The 14,490-nt window shown below is 70.0% G+C and carries 9 protein-coding genes and 1 pseudogene; 4 read left to right on the plus strand and 6 right to left on the minus strand.

Features of this window, described 5'->3' with window-relative positions:
* Positions 1–270 precede the first annotated feature (270 nt).
* Entirely contained in the window at positions 271–3,990 is a 3,720-nt protein-coding gene (locus tag ACGH52_RS01005) for a S8 family serine peptidase (RefSeq protein WP_399936809.1), read from the plus strand.
* Positions 3,991–4,171: 181 nt separating this feature from the next.
* Complete coding sequence (locus ACGH52_RS01010) at positions 4,172–6,181, plus strand: NAD-binding lipoprotein (RefSeq protein WP_399936811.1); 2,010 nt, start codon at positions 4,172–4,174, stop codon at positions 6,179–6,181.
* Between the two features lie 107 nt (positions 6,182–6,288).
* On the opposite strand, the gene ACGH52_RS01015 is transcribed toward ACGH52_RS01010, so the two are convergent.
* From ACGH52_RS01015 to ACGH52_RS01040, 6 genes and pseudogenes are all read right to left on the minus strand, one after another.
* Positions 6,289–6,510 (minus strand): hypothetical protein, encoded by a 222-nt coding sequence (locus tag ACGH52_RS01015; protein WP_399936813.1) that lies wholly within the window; start codon positions 6,508–6,510, stop codon positions 6,289–6,291.
* A 152-nt stretch (positions 6,511–6,662) separates the two neighbouring features.
* Entirely contained in the window at positions 6,663–7,853 is a 1,191-nt protein-coding gene (locus tag ACGH52_RS01020; protein ID WP_399936815.1) for an ABC transporter substrate-binding protein, read from the minus strand.
* Positions 7,850–8,905, minus strand: coding sequence for a branched-chain amino acid ABC transporter permease (locus ACGH52_RS01025; RefSeq protein WP_399936816.1), 1,056 nt, complete (start codon positions 8,903–8,905; stop codon positions 7,850–7,852). Before ACGH52_RS01025 ends, ACGH52_RS01020 begins: the two co-directional genes overlap by 4 nt.
* The gene (locus tag ACGH52_RS01030) at positions 8,902–9,774 is read right to left on the minus strand and encodes a branched-chain amino acid ABC transporter permease (RefSeq protein WP_399936817.1); all 873 of its coding nucleotides are present in this window, start codon (positions 9,772–9,774) and stop codon (positions 8,902–8,904) included. The genes ACGH52_RS01025 and ACGH52_RS01030 overlap by 4 nt, the downstream gene beginning before the upstream one ends.
* A gap of 47 nt (positions 9,775–9,821) precedes the next feature.
* Positions 9,822–10,567: pseudogene (locus tag ACGH52_RS01035) on the minus strand (ABC transporter ATP-binding protein).
* Entirely contained in the window at positions 10,564–11,328 is a 765-nt protein-coding gene (locus ACGH52_RS01040) for an ABC transporter ATP-binding protein (RefSeq protein WP_399936819.1), read from the minus strand. The pseudogene ACGH52_RS01035 and the gene ACGH52_RS01040 overlap by 4 nt, the downstream one beginning before the upstream one ends.
* Before the next feature lie 214 nt (positions 11,329–11,542).
* Between ACGH52_RS01040 and ACGH52_RS01045 the strand changes: the two genes are divergently transcribed.
* The gene (locus ACGH52_RS01045; RefSeq protein ID WP_399936821.1) at positions 11,543–11,896 is read left to right on the plus strand and encodes an antibiotic biosynthesis monooxygenase family protein; all 354 of its coding nucleotides are present in this window, start codon (positions 11,543–11,545) and stop codon (positions 11,894–11,896) included.
* A 222-nt stretch (positions 11,897–12,118) separates the two neighbouring features.
* Entirely contained in the window at positions 12,119–14,047 is a 1,929-nt protein-coding gene (locus ACGH52_RS01050; RefSeq protein WP_399936823.1) for an N-acetylmuramoyl-L-alanine amidase, read from the plus strand.
* Positions 14,048–14,490 lie beyond the last annotated feature (443 nt).

The following is a 14,490-nucleotide window of genomic DNA, read 5'->3' on the forward strand; positions in this document are numbered from 1 at the left end:
AGGGGGGTGTCCGGGGCAGGTAACCGGCGGTCGGTGAGCAGTGAAGGGCGCCGTGTGACAGAAGGCGGGAGTTCGGACGTGCCCACGATCGTGCGACGTTCGGGGCCGGCGTCCGGGCCGGTCCGAGGAGTCGGCCCGCACTCTTCACACGGTGTACGAGGTGGCCGTATGCTCACCGCGCTTCAGAGATGCCGACCGTTTGTTCGGTGAACTTTGAAGCGCCAGGGGACGATCGTCCCCGTCCGGCGCGACCGCAGGAGATACAGACACTTGAAGCGACACCCAAAATGCTGGAATGTGACGGCAGTTGCCGCCGCCGCGGTGCTCGTGTTCACGGGACCGCTCAGCGTACGGGCCGTGGCACGGCCCGGTTCCGCACCCACGCTCGCCGCGCACGAGGCGCCCTCCTCCACCGGCGTTCCCACCGGCGAACACACTGTGACACTGATCACCGGCGACGTGGTGACCACCCGTCAAGGCTCGGGAGGAACCGGTGGGACGGTCACCGTGCGGGACGCCGACGGGAAGCCCGCGCGGTCGCGTATCACCGAGGCGAACGGTGACCTGTTCGTGTACCCGGAGTCCGCCCTGCCGTTCGTAGCCGGGGGCAGCCTCGACCGCGAACTGTTCAACGTCACCGACCTGATCGAGGACGGGTACGACGACGCCTCCTGCGAGCGGCTCCCACTGATCGTGTCGTACCGGAACGCGACGGCGCACCGTAAGGCCGCTGTCCCCGACGGCGCCCGCAAGGTGCGCGACCTCGCCAGTGTCCAGGGCGCCGCGCTCAGCGCCGACCGGGCTCGGGCCGCGGAGTTCTGGCGTTCCGTCACCGGAAGGAACACGGTCGGCGACGACGCCGGAACTGCACGTACCGACGCCGCCTTCCCCGGAGGTGTCGCACACATCTGGCTCGACGCCCCGGTCGAGGCGGACCTGGCCGACAGCACCGCACAGATCGGCGCCCCGAAAACCTGGGCCGGCGGCAACACCGGGCAGGGCGTGGAGGTCGCCGTTCTCGACACCGGCGTCGACGCCGGGCACCCGGACCTCGCCGACCGGATAGCGGCGCGGCAGAGCTTCGTACCGGACGAGAACACCGACGACCGCGACGGGCACGGCACCCACGTGGCGTCCACCATCGCCGGCACCGGTGCGGCCTCGGACGGCAAGGAGAAGGGGGTCGCGCCCGGAGCGCGGCTGAGCATCGGCAAGGTGCTGGACGACTCCGGGCGCGGGCAGATCTCGTGGACGCTGGCCGCCATGGAGTGGGCCACCCTCGAACGCCACGCGAAGATCGTCAACATGAGCCTGGGCTCCAGTGAGCCGTCCGACGGCAGCGATCCGATGAGCCAGGCCGTGGACCGGCTCAGCGCCGAGACCGGCGCGCTGTTCGTCGTCGCCGCGGGCAACGGGGGCGAGGCCGGCACCGTCGGCGCCCCTGGTGTGGCCACCTCCGCACTGACCGTGGGCGCGGTGGACTCCACCGACACCGTGGCCCCGTTCTCCAGCCAGGGACCCCGGGTCGACGGCGCGCTGAAGCCGGAGATCACCGCCCCCGGAGTCGGCATCCTCGCCGCCAACTCCTCCTTCGCCGCAGGCGGCAACGGCGCGTACCAGAGCCTGAGCGGCACCTCGATGGCCACACCGCACGTCGCCGGCGCCGCCGCTCTGCTCGCCGCCGCACGTCCCGACCTCACCGGCAGCGCCCTGAAGGACGTCCTCGCCAGCAGTTCGCACCGCACTCCGCAGTACGACGCGTTCCAGGCCGGCAGCGGCCGGGTGGACGTCGACGCGGCGGTGCACGCCGGGGTGTACGCCTCGGCGACCGCCTACGCCCCGGGCAGCTCACCGGGCCCCGTGCAGCGCCCGGTCACGTACACGAACACCACCGGCGCCGCGGTCACCCTGGATCTGTCGGTCGCGGCGACGCACGCACCCCAGGGGATGTTCCGGCTGTCGGCCTCCCGGGTCACCGTGCCCGCGCACGGCTCCGCCGGTGTCACTCTGACGATCGACGGCTCGGGCGCGGCCGGTGGTCGCACCTACAGCGGCCAGATCCTCGCGACGGACGCCGACGCGCGGAGCGTGGCGCACACCGCGGTGTCCCAGGGCCCGGTCCGGCACAAGCTGACGGTGCACTTCAAGGACGCGGACGGCAACCCCGTGCCGGGCGTGTTCGACCTCCTGAGGTCGGGGGACTCCGAGTCCCTCCCCGTCCTCGTGGGTGACAGCGGCACGACCGAGCTGTACCTGCCGGAGGACACCTACTCGGCCCTCGCCTTCAAGACCGTCCCCGGCGTCCATGGCCCCCACTCCTGGGGCATGGCGCTGCTCGGTGACCCCGAGGTCCGGCTGACGGAGGACGCCACGGTCACCTTCGACGCGAGCCGGATCGAGCGCATCGAGACGACGGTGCCCCGGCGGACCGAGGCGACCTATCAGCGGCTGGACTACCAGCGTTCCATGGGCGGGACGACCTACCGGACGGGCTTGGAGACCCAGACCGCGTACGACAGCCTGTGGGCGCAGCCGACCACCCACAAGGTGACCCACGGCGACTTCCTCGTCAACGCCCGCTGGCGCAAGGAGCAGCCCGCGCTGACGGTGTCCACCCGGACCACCGACTTCACGGACGTCCTGCGCCAGGACGGCGTCACCGCACTGCCGAAGGGCACGCGCACACTGCCGCTGGTCTTCGCGGGCAACGGCGCCGGCGCCGACTACGCCCGGCTTGACGCCCGCGGCAAGGCCGTGGTGGTACGCCGCAACGACGACGTCGCCGACGGCGTCCAGGCGGCCAATGCCGTGGCCGCCGGGGCCAAACTGCTTCTGGTGGTCAACAACGAGGACGGCCGTGCCGTGCGCGGCTACGGCGAGCCCTTCGGGCCGCCCGTCGCCCTCGACGTCGCGCTGCTGAGCACCGACGAGGGCGAGAAGCTCGCCGCCCGGGCGAAGGTCCGCGGTGCGCAGGTCACCGTGGCCTCCCAGCCGGTCAGCCCCTACGTGTACGACCTCCTCGCGAGCTGGCACAACGAGATCCCGACCCGGATGACGACCCGGGCGGACTCCCGCTCCCTGGCCCAGGTCGACGTGGCCTTCGACAGCCCGCTGCCCGACGGGTCCGGCGGGGAGTTCCGCTACGACTGGATCCCGGGCAGCGGCTGGACCTTCGGCGGGCCCCAGCCCGAGCCCGTCAGCGGCACCCGCACCGACTGGGTCTCCACCGGTGACTACCGCTGGAACCAGGAGGCGTACGCGTCAGGCGTGACCTACGAGATCGGCGCCAAGACGGCCTACCGGCCCGGCAGCCGCCAGTCGGAGGAGTGGTTCAGGCCCATCGAACGACCTCACCTCAACGACGCGTACCGGTCGCCCCTGCGCATCGGTGACTCGATGGCCATCGACGTCCCCGCCTGGGGCAGCCGGGACCACGTCGGCCTCAGCCAGGACGACACCGGTACGACCACCCAGCACATGACCCTGTCCCAGGGCGGCACGACCCTCGGCGAGGGAGTCTTCTCGCTCGTCGAGGGCAAGGCTCCGGCCCCCGGGACGCTGCCCTACCGGCTCGTCGTCACCGGTGAGCGCAATGCGCCGTTCACGCCGTACTCCTCAGCGACCCGGACCCAGTGGGACTTCGTCTCCGGTGCCGCCGCCGACCCGGAGGCCAAAACGGTGCTGCCGCTCGTACAGCTCGACTACCGCGTCGAGCTCGACGGCGCCTGCCGCGCCAAGCGGCACGCCACGCTGACCGTGACGGCCGCGCACCTGCCCGGCGCCGCGCACGTCGGCCACCTCGGCGCGCCCACCGTGGAGCTCTCCTACGACGACGGCCGCACCTGGCACCGCGCCGATCGCACCGGGAACGGCGGTTTCCGCCTCGACGCCCCGAGCAGGGCGGAGTTCGTCACGGTGCGCGCCAGTGCGCGGGACACGGTCGGCAACACCGTCCACCAGACGGTCACCCGGGCCTTCGGCCTCCGCTGACCCGACGTCACCCCGGCAGGACAACGGGCTACGGCTCCGGGCAGCGCTGCTCGGAGCCGTAGCCCGCCGTGCCGTTCCCGAACGGGTGAATATTCCCGTGGCACGGTGTGTCGCGGCTCTCGCGTCAGCACTCTTCCGCTGATGGCTCACGCGGTGCGCGGGGCGGTAGGGGGTACACACTATGGGGCGCAAGCGGCCGGTTTCATGGCGACACCGCGCGCGTTATGTCTTCGACCGGACACTGGCCCGAAGCACCGGCGCCCTGCTCGGCTGGCTGGCCGCCTGCTGTCTGGCGATCGTCGTTCCCGTCAGCACGCTCCTGGTGTGGACCGACCCGCGGGCACCCCGATCCCTCTCGGAACGGCTCGTCGCCGTGTGGCGTACGAGCGCAGAGACCCTCCGCCTCGGCGGGGTGACCGGCGCGCCGCTCCGGATGGTCCTGTCGGTGTTTCTCGGTTTGATTGCCCTGCTGTGTGTCTCCACCCTGGTGGGTGTGATCACGACCGGGCTGGGTGACCGCTTGGAAGAACTGCGCCGAGGTCGGTCCAGGGTGCTGGAGAAGGGGCACGCGGTGGTGCTCGGCTGGTCCGATCAGGTGTTCACCGTTGTCGGTGAGATGGTCATCAGCCAGGTCGGCAGAGTACGGGGAGCCGTCGCGGTGCTCGCCGACCGCGACTCCGCCGTGATGGCCTCTGAGCTGAACGCGGCGCTGGGGGTGACTCGCGGAGTACGCGTCGTCTGCCGTACGGGCGCGCCGACCGACCCCGCTGCCCTCGCGCTGCTCACTCCCGCCGCGGCACACTGCGTCCTGGTGCTGCCGGGCGACGATGACGCCGCCGACGCGGAAGTGGTCCGGGTGCTGTTGGCCCTGCAAGCCCTGCTCGGCGCCGGGGCGGGCCCACCGGTGGTGGCCGCCGTGCGCGACGAGCGGTTCCTGACCGCGGCCCGGCTCGCTGCCGGACCGCGGGGCGTCGTCCTGGACGTCGAGTCCACCACGGCGCGGCTGCTCGTCCAGGCCTCCCGGCACCCCGGCTTGGTGCGGGCGTTGAGGGACCTTCTCGATCTCACGGGCGCCGAGTTCCACGTGGTCCACGCACCGGACGCCCTGGGACTGACGTTCGCCGAGATCTCGCCGCGGTACGAGGAAGCCTGTGTCGTCGGGTACCTGGCGGCCGACGGCCGTGCCCTGCTCACACCGGCCTCCAGCACGCGATGTGGCCCCGGGGACCGCCTGATCGTCGTCGCCCGGGACGATCGGCCGCCCGTTCCGAAGCAGCAGGGTACTGCTGTGGATCTCACCGTCATGGCGGGCCCGCACGACCGACAGCGGCCTCCCTCTAAGACGTTGCTGCTGGGGTGGAACCGTCGCGCTCCACTCGTCATGGACCTGCTCCGCCGCACCGCACGGACGGGCTCACACCTGTACGTCGTCACCGGTTCCGGCGACGGACCGGTGAGCGCGGGGGCCGCCGGCCCCACTGACGACGAAAGGGTCGCCGTGTCGTACCACGTCGGAGAGCCGACCCGACCCGACACTCTTCGCGCACTCGACCTGTTCGGTTACGACAGTGTGATCGCGCTCGGACCGGACGCGGGACCACACCGGGCCCGACCCGACGACCAGCTCCTGCTCACGCTGCTGACCCTGCGGGCCGTCGAGGAGGAGACGGGCCAGGCCCTGCCCGTCGTCGCCGAACTGACCGACCACCGCGGCCTGGCACTGGCCCCGCTGGGCCTGGAGTGGGACGCTGTTGTGCGCGGCGAGCTGACCTCCCTGGTCATGACCAGGATCGCGCAGAACACCGGCATGGCCGCTGTGTTCGAGGCGCTCTTCGCCGCACGGGGCGGCGCCCTGGCCCTGCGCCCGGCCTCGCACTACGTGCTCCCGGGACGGGTGGCGTCCTTCGCCACCGTGGTGGCGTCCGCCCTCAGGCGCGGAGAGTGCGCGATCGGGTACCGAGCGCACGATGCGCGCACCCCGCGCCGGGAGGTCGACGTACGCCTCGCTCCCGGCAAAGCGGAACAACGGGGCTGGACTTCCTCGGACGAAATCCTGGTCGTGACCCCGCCGGAGACGGGTGCACACTCCCCAGCCGCTGCGTCCGGCGCACGCACAGCGCGTCCGGACGTCCTCCCGGAAGCCCGGCGCGGCACGGACGACAGGGAGACGCGAGGCCCCGCCCCTGCATGAGGTGCGCAAGCGCCAGTCCCTTGAGGGACGGCAGCCTGCGGCGCCGAACGGCATCATGACGGTCCACAGCGCCAGTCCGCGAACGGACCTCATGGGCTGAACGACGGTCAAGCTGCCGTCCGACCGGTGATGGCCGGCAGTGTCCTGGTCCTGATACGGCGGTAGGTCACGAACCCGTTCACGGTCACCGCTGCCCAGATGACGGTACTGAGCAACGGCCACCACAGCTCGCGTCCCTGCGCACCCTCGACCAGCTTGACGACCGAGTTCAGCGCCCAGCCGACGGCGAGGAGGAGTGCCGCCCACCTGGCCCACCGCCAGATCGCCATGGTTCCTCGCGCACGGGATTCCTGCCGGGTCCGTTCCCCGTGCCGAAGTTGTGTGTCCACCATGACTCTTCGTCTGCCCGTCATCCGGCGTCGTCTCCTCGCCTTCGCAAGGAAGACCGAAAAGCACGGGTGGCCCGGCCCTCGGCCGCCCGTCAGTTCGCCAGATGCCAGTCGCCGTCTCGTACCACAAGTACGCCGAGCGACTCGGGCTGGAGACCGGAGTGCTCCTTCGCCGAGTTCCGGATCGGGCCGGACACTCCGTCGAAGCCTATCGTCTCGATCGTGTCGCGCAGCTCGGGTCCGTCCGTGCTGCCCGCCCCGGCGATGGCGTTGCGCAGCATCAGGGCAGCGTCCGCCCCGAAGGAGGCGAACCCGGAGTAGTCCTGGTACGTGTCGGTGTAGCGCGCCACCCACTGCTTCTGGTTCCGGACGCTCTCACCGCCCGAGGTGACGTCACCGATCGCCAGGACGCGGGGGAAGACCATGTGGACGCCCTCCGCGGCTCCTTGGGCGCCCTTGACGAAGAGTTCCGCGCCGGCGCCGACATCCAGATACACACCACCGTCGAATTCCGCGTCCCGCAGGTTCTTGGCGATGATCCCGGCAGCGGGCATGACCGCCCAGACGACCACGGCCTCGGGACGGTCGTCGACCAGGCGTTTCGCCTGGACGCTCATGTCCTTGTCCTCCTGGCCGAACTGCTGCGTGCCAGTGACCCTGATGCCGGTCTTCTTCGCCTGGGCCAGGACCGTCGCCCGGCCCTCCTGCCCGTAGGGGTTGTCGACATTGAGCAGGCCGACACTCCTCACCCCCTGCTTCTTCAGATCGGCCAGCAGCACTTCGGCGTCCTGAGCGGGGTTGGGCGAGATCTTGAAGGTGTACTGACGCTCCGCCACGGGGTTGGTGATCGCCGTTGCCGAGGCCAGCGAGATCAGTGGCACCTTGCGCTTCTCCACGATGCTGGTGACCGGGACGGTGCACGCCGAGCAGCCTCCCGTGATCACTGCCACGACGTGATCGTTGTTGATCAAGTCGTTGACGTTCGTGATGTTCTGCGCGGGCTTGGTCTGGTTGTCCTTGACGATCAGCCTGAGCTTGCGTCCGCCCAGCACTCCTCCCTGCTCGTTGATCGAGTCCACCTGCAGTTCGAGGGCCTTCTTGTACGCCGTGCCGATGCTCTGCGTGGGCCCCGACAACTCCAGGCTGGCGCCGATCGCGATGTCTCCCCCCTTCGACTGCCCGCCCGTCCCGTCGTCCTGCTCCGACGCGGCGCAGCCGGTGAGCCCCAAGGCGCCGACAAGGATCGCGCCGGTCAGCGCCAACGAGGTACCTGTCCGGATCACTGTTTCTCTCTTTCCTGTGTACGAGCCGTCGTGGCGGGGGCAGGAGAGTCCTGCCGCTTCCGAAGCGACCGCTCTGTGCGGACCGCCGACACGCCGCCCACCCCTCTGGGCAGGAACAGCAGCACGGCTATCAACGCGATCCCGTAGACGACGATGTCGAAATTCCCGGTAGCGGACGGGAACACCTTCGGGATCAAGTCCTTGGACGCCTCGGAGAACGTGATGATCACCAGCGCACCGAGCGGCGCGCCCCACGGGGTACGCAGTCCACCGACCGAGGCGATAACGAGCAGTTGTACGGAGCTGAGGAGCCCTGCCTGACCGGAGTCCATGAAGGACGACCAATGGGCGTACAGACTGCCCGCGATCGAGGCGAGCCCGGCAGCGAGCGCCAACGCTCCACGGCGCAGCGCGGCGGCCGACACCCCGGCGGCCTCCGTCGCCACGGGGCTGTCACCCAGCGCGGTCAGCGCGTCCCCTGCAGGGGACCGCAGCAGCGCGTCGACGAACAGCACGGCGATCAGCAGCACGCCGGCCACGAGGTAGTAGACCGACAGGTCGGTGTCCAGCTCCACACCGAACGGCGCCAGCGACGGAATGCCCGAGAGCCCGTTCGAGGCGCCGGTCAGCGGCAGTTGGTTGGCCAGGGAGCTGACCACAAGACCGAACGACAGGGTGGCCAGCGCCAGGTATTGGCCCTGTGCCCGGAAGATGAACAGCCCCACGACGTAGGCCACGGCCATGGCCAGCGCGGCCCCGGCGGTCAGCGCGAGCAGGGCGTTGACGTGCCATCTGCCGGTGAGGATCACGGAGGTGTACCCGCCGATGGCGAAGAAGGCGGCCTGCCCGAGGGAGATTTGTCCGGCCCGGCCGACGAGGGGAACGAGACCCAGTGCCGCCGTGGCCTGCAGGCACATGAGCACCGCGACCGACATCGTGTAGAAGGGCACCCTTGTGAAGACGGCGGGCACCGTCAGCAGCAGTACGACGAAGACGGCGTACCCGGCGGCACGAGAGCCGACCAGGGCGCGCGCCCGGTGCGACCCGTTCATACCCGCACCACCGACGCCCGGCGAAGCAGCCCGGTGGGCCGGAGCAGCAGCACCATGAGCAGCAGTCCGTAGGTGAGCGTGTCCTTGTACTCACTGCTGAGGTATCCGGTGGCGTACGCCTCGACCAGTCCGACCAGCAGCCCGCCGGCCACGGCGCCCACCGGGGAGACGAGTCCGCCGATGACCGCCGCGGTGAAGCCCTTGAGACCGAAGGGGATGCCCACCGAGGCGTCCGGCGGCTGGAGCGGAGCCAGGAACACTCCGGCCAGCGCGCCCAGCGCCGCGGCCACGGTGAACGCCAGCAGGCTCATCCGGGCCGGCGAGACGCCCATGAGACGGACGGTCTCGGGTTCCATGGCCGTGGCGCGCATCGCGGTACCCCACAAGGTCCTGGTGAGGAACACCCACATCAGCAGGACTGCCACCCCGGTGGCCACCCCGCACCACACGTACTGTCGGGGCACATGGGCCCCGAACACGTCGAAGGCGTGGCCCCCGGAGAAGGCCGGGACGAAGTGGGAGTCCGCGCCGAAGGCGAGGAGCGCCGCGCCCTCCATGGTCACCGAGGCGCCGATCGTCAAGATGATCAGCCGTTCGCTGTCGGCGTCCCGTGCTCGTCGGATGACGACGAGATCCAGCAGGGCGCCAACGGCGGAGGTGGCCGCGATCGCGGTCAGGGCAGCCGCCCACAGGGGAGTGCCCGCCTCGTGCAACACCGCGCATCCCAGCCCGCCGAGCATGACGAAGTCGCCCTGCGCGAAGTTGATCACGCCGGTGACTTGGTACACCAACGCGACCCCCAACCCGACCAGTGCGTAGGTGGTGCCGGCTCCGAGTCCGGAGAGTGTGAAGTCGAGAAACTGCGCCATGCGGGGCTACCGGGTTCCGATCGTGAGTGACTGCGGTGCGGGGGTGTTCATCCGACGGGCCCTCCCAAATAGGCTCGAACGACCCTGGAGTCTTCGCGCAGTTGGCCGACGGGTCCCGATGCCACGAGGTGCCCCCGCTCCATGAGGTGTCCGTGCTGTGCCACCCGGAAGGCGACGCCGGCGCTCTGCTCGACCAGGACCAGCGTCGTGCCACGCCCGGCCAGTTCCACCAGGGCGTCGGTCACCAGCCGGACCGCCTGCGGGGCGAGTCCCAGCGACGGCTCGTCCAGCAGCAGCAGTTTCGGACGGCTCATCAGGCCCCGGCCGATGGCCACCATCTGCTGTTCGCCGCCCGACAGAGTGCCCGCGGGCTGCCGTCGGCGGGCGACAGAGTGCCCGCGGGCTGCCGTCGGCGGGCGACGAGCGCGGGAAAGAGGTCGTAGACCGCGTCCAGCCCGGCTGCGGCCCGGTCCGCCGCGTAGCCGCCCAGCCGCAGGTTCTCCTCGACTGTGAGCCCGGCGAACACATGACGGCCCTCGGGAACGAGCACCAGCCCCACTCGCGCCCGCTGCTCCGCCGACCAACGGGTGACGTCCGTGCCGTCGAACTCGACGGTTCCCTGCCACGGGCGGGTCAGGCCCGCCAGCGTGCGCAGCAGCGTGGACTTGCCGGCGCCGTTGGGTCCGATCACGGTGACGGCCTGCCCGGCACACACCGAGACATCCACTCCGTGCAGGGCCTCGATCCGACCGTATCCGGACACCAGCCCGGTGGCCCGCAGCAGTTCGGTCACATCTCCTCGCCCAGGTATGCGGCGCGCACCACGGGGTCGGCGGCGATCCGGTCGGATGGGCCGTCCGCCAGCAGCCGGCCATGGTCCAGGACCAACACCCGGTCCGACACCGCGAAGACGCCGGCGACATCATGCTCGACCAACAGTACGGTCACACCTTCCGCCGCGATGTCGGTGAACAGTGCCGTCAGATCGGCGCTTTCCGCGCGCGCGAGACCTGCGAGGGGTTCGTCCAGGAGCAGCAGAGCGGGGTCTCCCGCCAGCGCCCTCGCAATCTCCACCCGGCGCTGAAGTCCGTAGGCCAGCCTCCCCGCGGAGAGGTGTGCGTAGGGCCCCAGCCCTACCCTCTCCAGCAGTTCACTGGCCGTGCGGCGCTCGGCCTCGACCCGCTTCCTGGAGGTGGCCAGGCCCAGGACGTGGCCGAGGGAGAGGGGCAGACTTCGAGCTGTGCGCGGCAGCATGACGTTCTGCAGCACGGTCAGGGAGCTGAAGATCTGGAGGTTCTGGAAGGTCCTGGTCACACCCAGGCGGGCGGTGTGCACGGGGCCGACCCCGGTGAGGTCGTGGCCGTTCACGCGAATGGTTCCGGATGTCGGAGGTGTCACCCCTGAGAGGGAATTCAACAACGTCGTCTTCCCTGCACCGTTGGGGCCGATCAATCCGATCACGCCACCGCTGGAGTGGGAGAGGGTGAAGTCTTCCACGGCCTTCACCCCGCCGTAACGCACCGTGAGTGCGGACACCTCGACCGACGTGGTCACCGACCGCCCCGGACGGCGCATATGACTGACACTGTTCTCCTACACATCTGTTCCGACCAGGTGGGTCGGACCTCAACTTGCGCCAGCAGCAGCGCTATTGGCCACCGATTAGACCGTTGGCACTCAGTGGTTGTGACACCTCGGCAAGATAATTCGCTATTGCAGGGGTTTCGACCACTCGTCACAGGGGCGAGCCGTCGCCTGTCGAATGGGCATGACCGACTCACTCAAATCGAAGACGCACACCGCCGATCCGGTCGTCCTCATCAAGACCTACACCGTGCCGTCGGAGGAGGCCGACTACTTCACCGAGGCGTACCAGGAGAACGCCCGGATCATGTCGACGCAGCCCGGATTCATCCGCTCCCGGCTGCACCGCCCCTTGGCCGACGCCCCAAAGACGCGGTTCGTTCATGTCGCCGAGTGGTCCTCGGGCACCGAACTCGACAGGGCCACGGGCAATCAGGAGTGGCACGCCGCGCTCAAGCGCCTGTTCGACGACCCCGCACTCCACATCACGTCGGAGCCCGCCAGCTATCGCGTCGTCGTCGAGTTGCTTCCTTCCTGACGAGATCCCGACCGGCACGTCACTGCTCGGCGGGAGGGCGGCAACAGTGCCGTCGGCCAGTGTCACAACGCACCGTGTTGAACCGTGCAGGCTCTCGTGGCACCTACAACCAGCTTCGCCCTATAGTCATCCCCGCATCGAGTTGCCTTGCGCCGACGGCCTGTCACGGCCGCTGGTCGGCGCGCCTCGATGCCGGTTACTTTCTTGATAAGGAGCATCACCTTGCACAAGTCACGAAGGGCAGTCGCTCTGCCCGTCGGTGTCACGGTGGGCGCACTCGTCGCGGGTGGCCTGTTGGCCATGTCGGGCGCCGCCCAGGCCGACACGGCGAGTGACGTCTCGGGGGAGCGTCAGGAGGCCCTGCTCGCCGCGGCGGCCGAATACCACATTCCGCCCACCGTCCTGCTCGCTCTGTCCCACCAGGAATCGGCGTGGGACGGCCACGGTGGCCTGCCGAGCACCGACGGCGGTTACGGGCCGATGAATCTCACCGACGTCACCCCCGCGATGCTGGCCCGCGGCGGTGCCGGTGCCGCCGGCCGAGCCGACCTTGAGACTCTTGCCGCCGACCCCGCTCTCCACACGCTGCACCAGGCCGCGGAGTTGACCGGCCTGTCGGCGGGGGCACTGCGCGAGAACGACGCCGCGAACATCCGGGGTGGCGCCGCGCTGCTGGCCTCCTACGAGCGGGAACTGGTCGGCGCAACGCCCACGGACCCCGCCAAGTGGTACGGGGCCGTGGCCCGCTACAGCCAGGCCAAGCAGCAGAAGGCAGCGGCGAGCTTCGCCGATCGCGTGTTCCGCACGATACGGGGCGGTGCCTCCGCCACGACCCAGGACGGCCAGCGCCTGCGCGTGGCCGCCAGCCCCTCGGTCACCCCCGACCGGCAGCAGATCGACGCCCTCCACCTGAAGACGGCGTCCACGGCGGCCGCTACGGAATGCCCCACGACGGTCGACTGCACCTTCGTCGCCGGCTCTCCGGCCGGCGGCCAGGTGGCCAACCGGCCCACGAACGGCATCCGCGTCGACACCATCGTCATTCACGACCTGGAGTCCACCTACGACGCCGGTGTCGCGGGTCTGGCCAACCCCACGAACCCCGCCTCGACCCATTACGTCATGTCGTCGTCCGGTGCGGTCACCCAGATGGTCCCGACCAAGGACATCGCCTTCCACGCCGGAAACTACTCGACCAACCTGCACTCCATCGGGATCGAGCACGAAGGCTACGCCGCTCACGGCGCCGCCTGGTACACGGAGTCGCAGTACCAGGCCACGGCCGACCTGGTGAAGTACCTGGCCGCCCGCTTCGGCGTACCGCTGGACCGGCAGCACGTCATCGGCCATGACAACGTTGCCGGGCCCAACTCCTCGCTGGTTGCCGGCATGCACTGGGACCCCGGCTACGCGTGGGACTGGAACCACTTCATGAGCCTGCTCGGGGCTCCGGTCAGCGGTCTGCCCGAGGTGCCCCAGCCGGGCGAGGTCGTGGCGATCACGCCCTCGTTCACCGACAACGTGCAGACCTTCCAGGTGTGCCCGTCCGACGACCCCACCGGGCAGACGCCCACCTGCACCGAGCGGCAGCAGCAGGCCAACTTCGTCTACCTGCGCACCGCCCCCGGCGAGACCGCCCCGCTCTTCGGCGACCAGGCGATCCACGGCAGCGCCGCGGGTACCAACCGGGTGAACGACTGGGGCAGCACGGCACAGGCCGGTCAGCAGTTCGTGGTGGCAGAGGTGCGGGACGACTGGACCGCCGTCTGGTTCAGCGGCGCGAAGGTGTGGTTCCACAACCCGGGCGGCACCAACACCCGTATCCGGTACGGAGTGAAGATCATCAAGCCCGCGGGGAGCGCACCGGTGGCGCTCTACGGCTCCAGCTATCCCGACAAGGCCGAGTATCCGGCCGGTCTCGGCGCCTCCACCCAGGCCCCGCTCGGCATGTACTCCATCCCGGCCGGACAGGCGTACGTGGCCACCCAGGACGCCTCGGCCACCGACGACTACTTCCCGTCCAGCGGCGCGGTCGTCATCGGCGGGAAGAAGATGTACACCGTGCAGTACAACCACCGCGTCGCACTCGTCTACGCGAACGCCGTCACCGCGACCACGGCGACCCACCACTGGGAGAACGACGGAGTCTGACCGTCAGGCCCGTCCCGTGACGTGAATCACGGACGGGTTCGGCACGTCGGCGTCGTCAGCGGCGACGTGACCTCCTTTCTGCGTGACCTCCTTTCTGGCGTCGTCCCTCGCGCCCGGTCCCGCTTCGGCAGGCGTCGGTACTGGTTGCGCTCCGATCCCGGCAACACTTCCGCCCGTGGTCGGGTGACCTTCCTCGAAAGTCACCCGACTGCGGGCATTCCGTTGCCGGACATCAGCCCTTCTCGTCAGGACAGCACCTGATCAGGGGCCCTTCACCCGAGGCCGGTCGCTCGGGTCACCGTCTGGGTCACTCACCGTCTGGGTCACCGGTCCGCCCTGTGTGTCCGCGGCACGGACCCGCAGTGACAGGAACGCGGCGCGCCGGGGTGCGTCCAGTGGGGCCCGCACTGCGCCTTCACCGGCAGACCGCATCGGCGCGATGC

Origin of the sequence: Streptomyces sp. BBFR25 (assembly GCF_044590125.1) — a bacterium.
Taxonomy (GTDB): Bacteria; Actinomycetota; Actinomycetes; order Streptomycetales; family Streptomycetaceae; genus Streptomyces; species Streptomyces canus_D.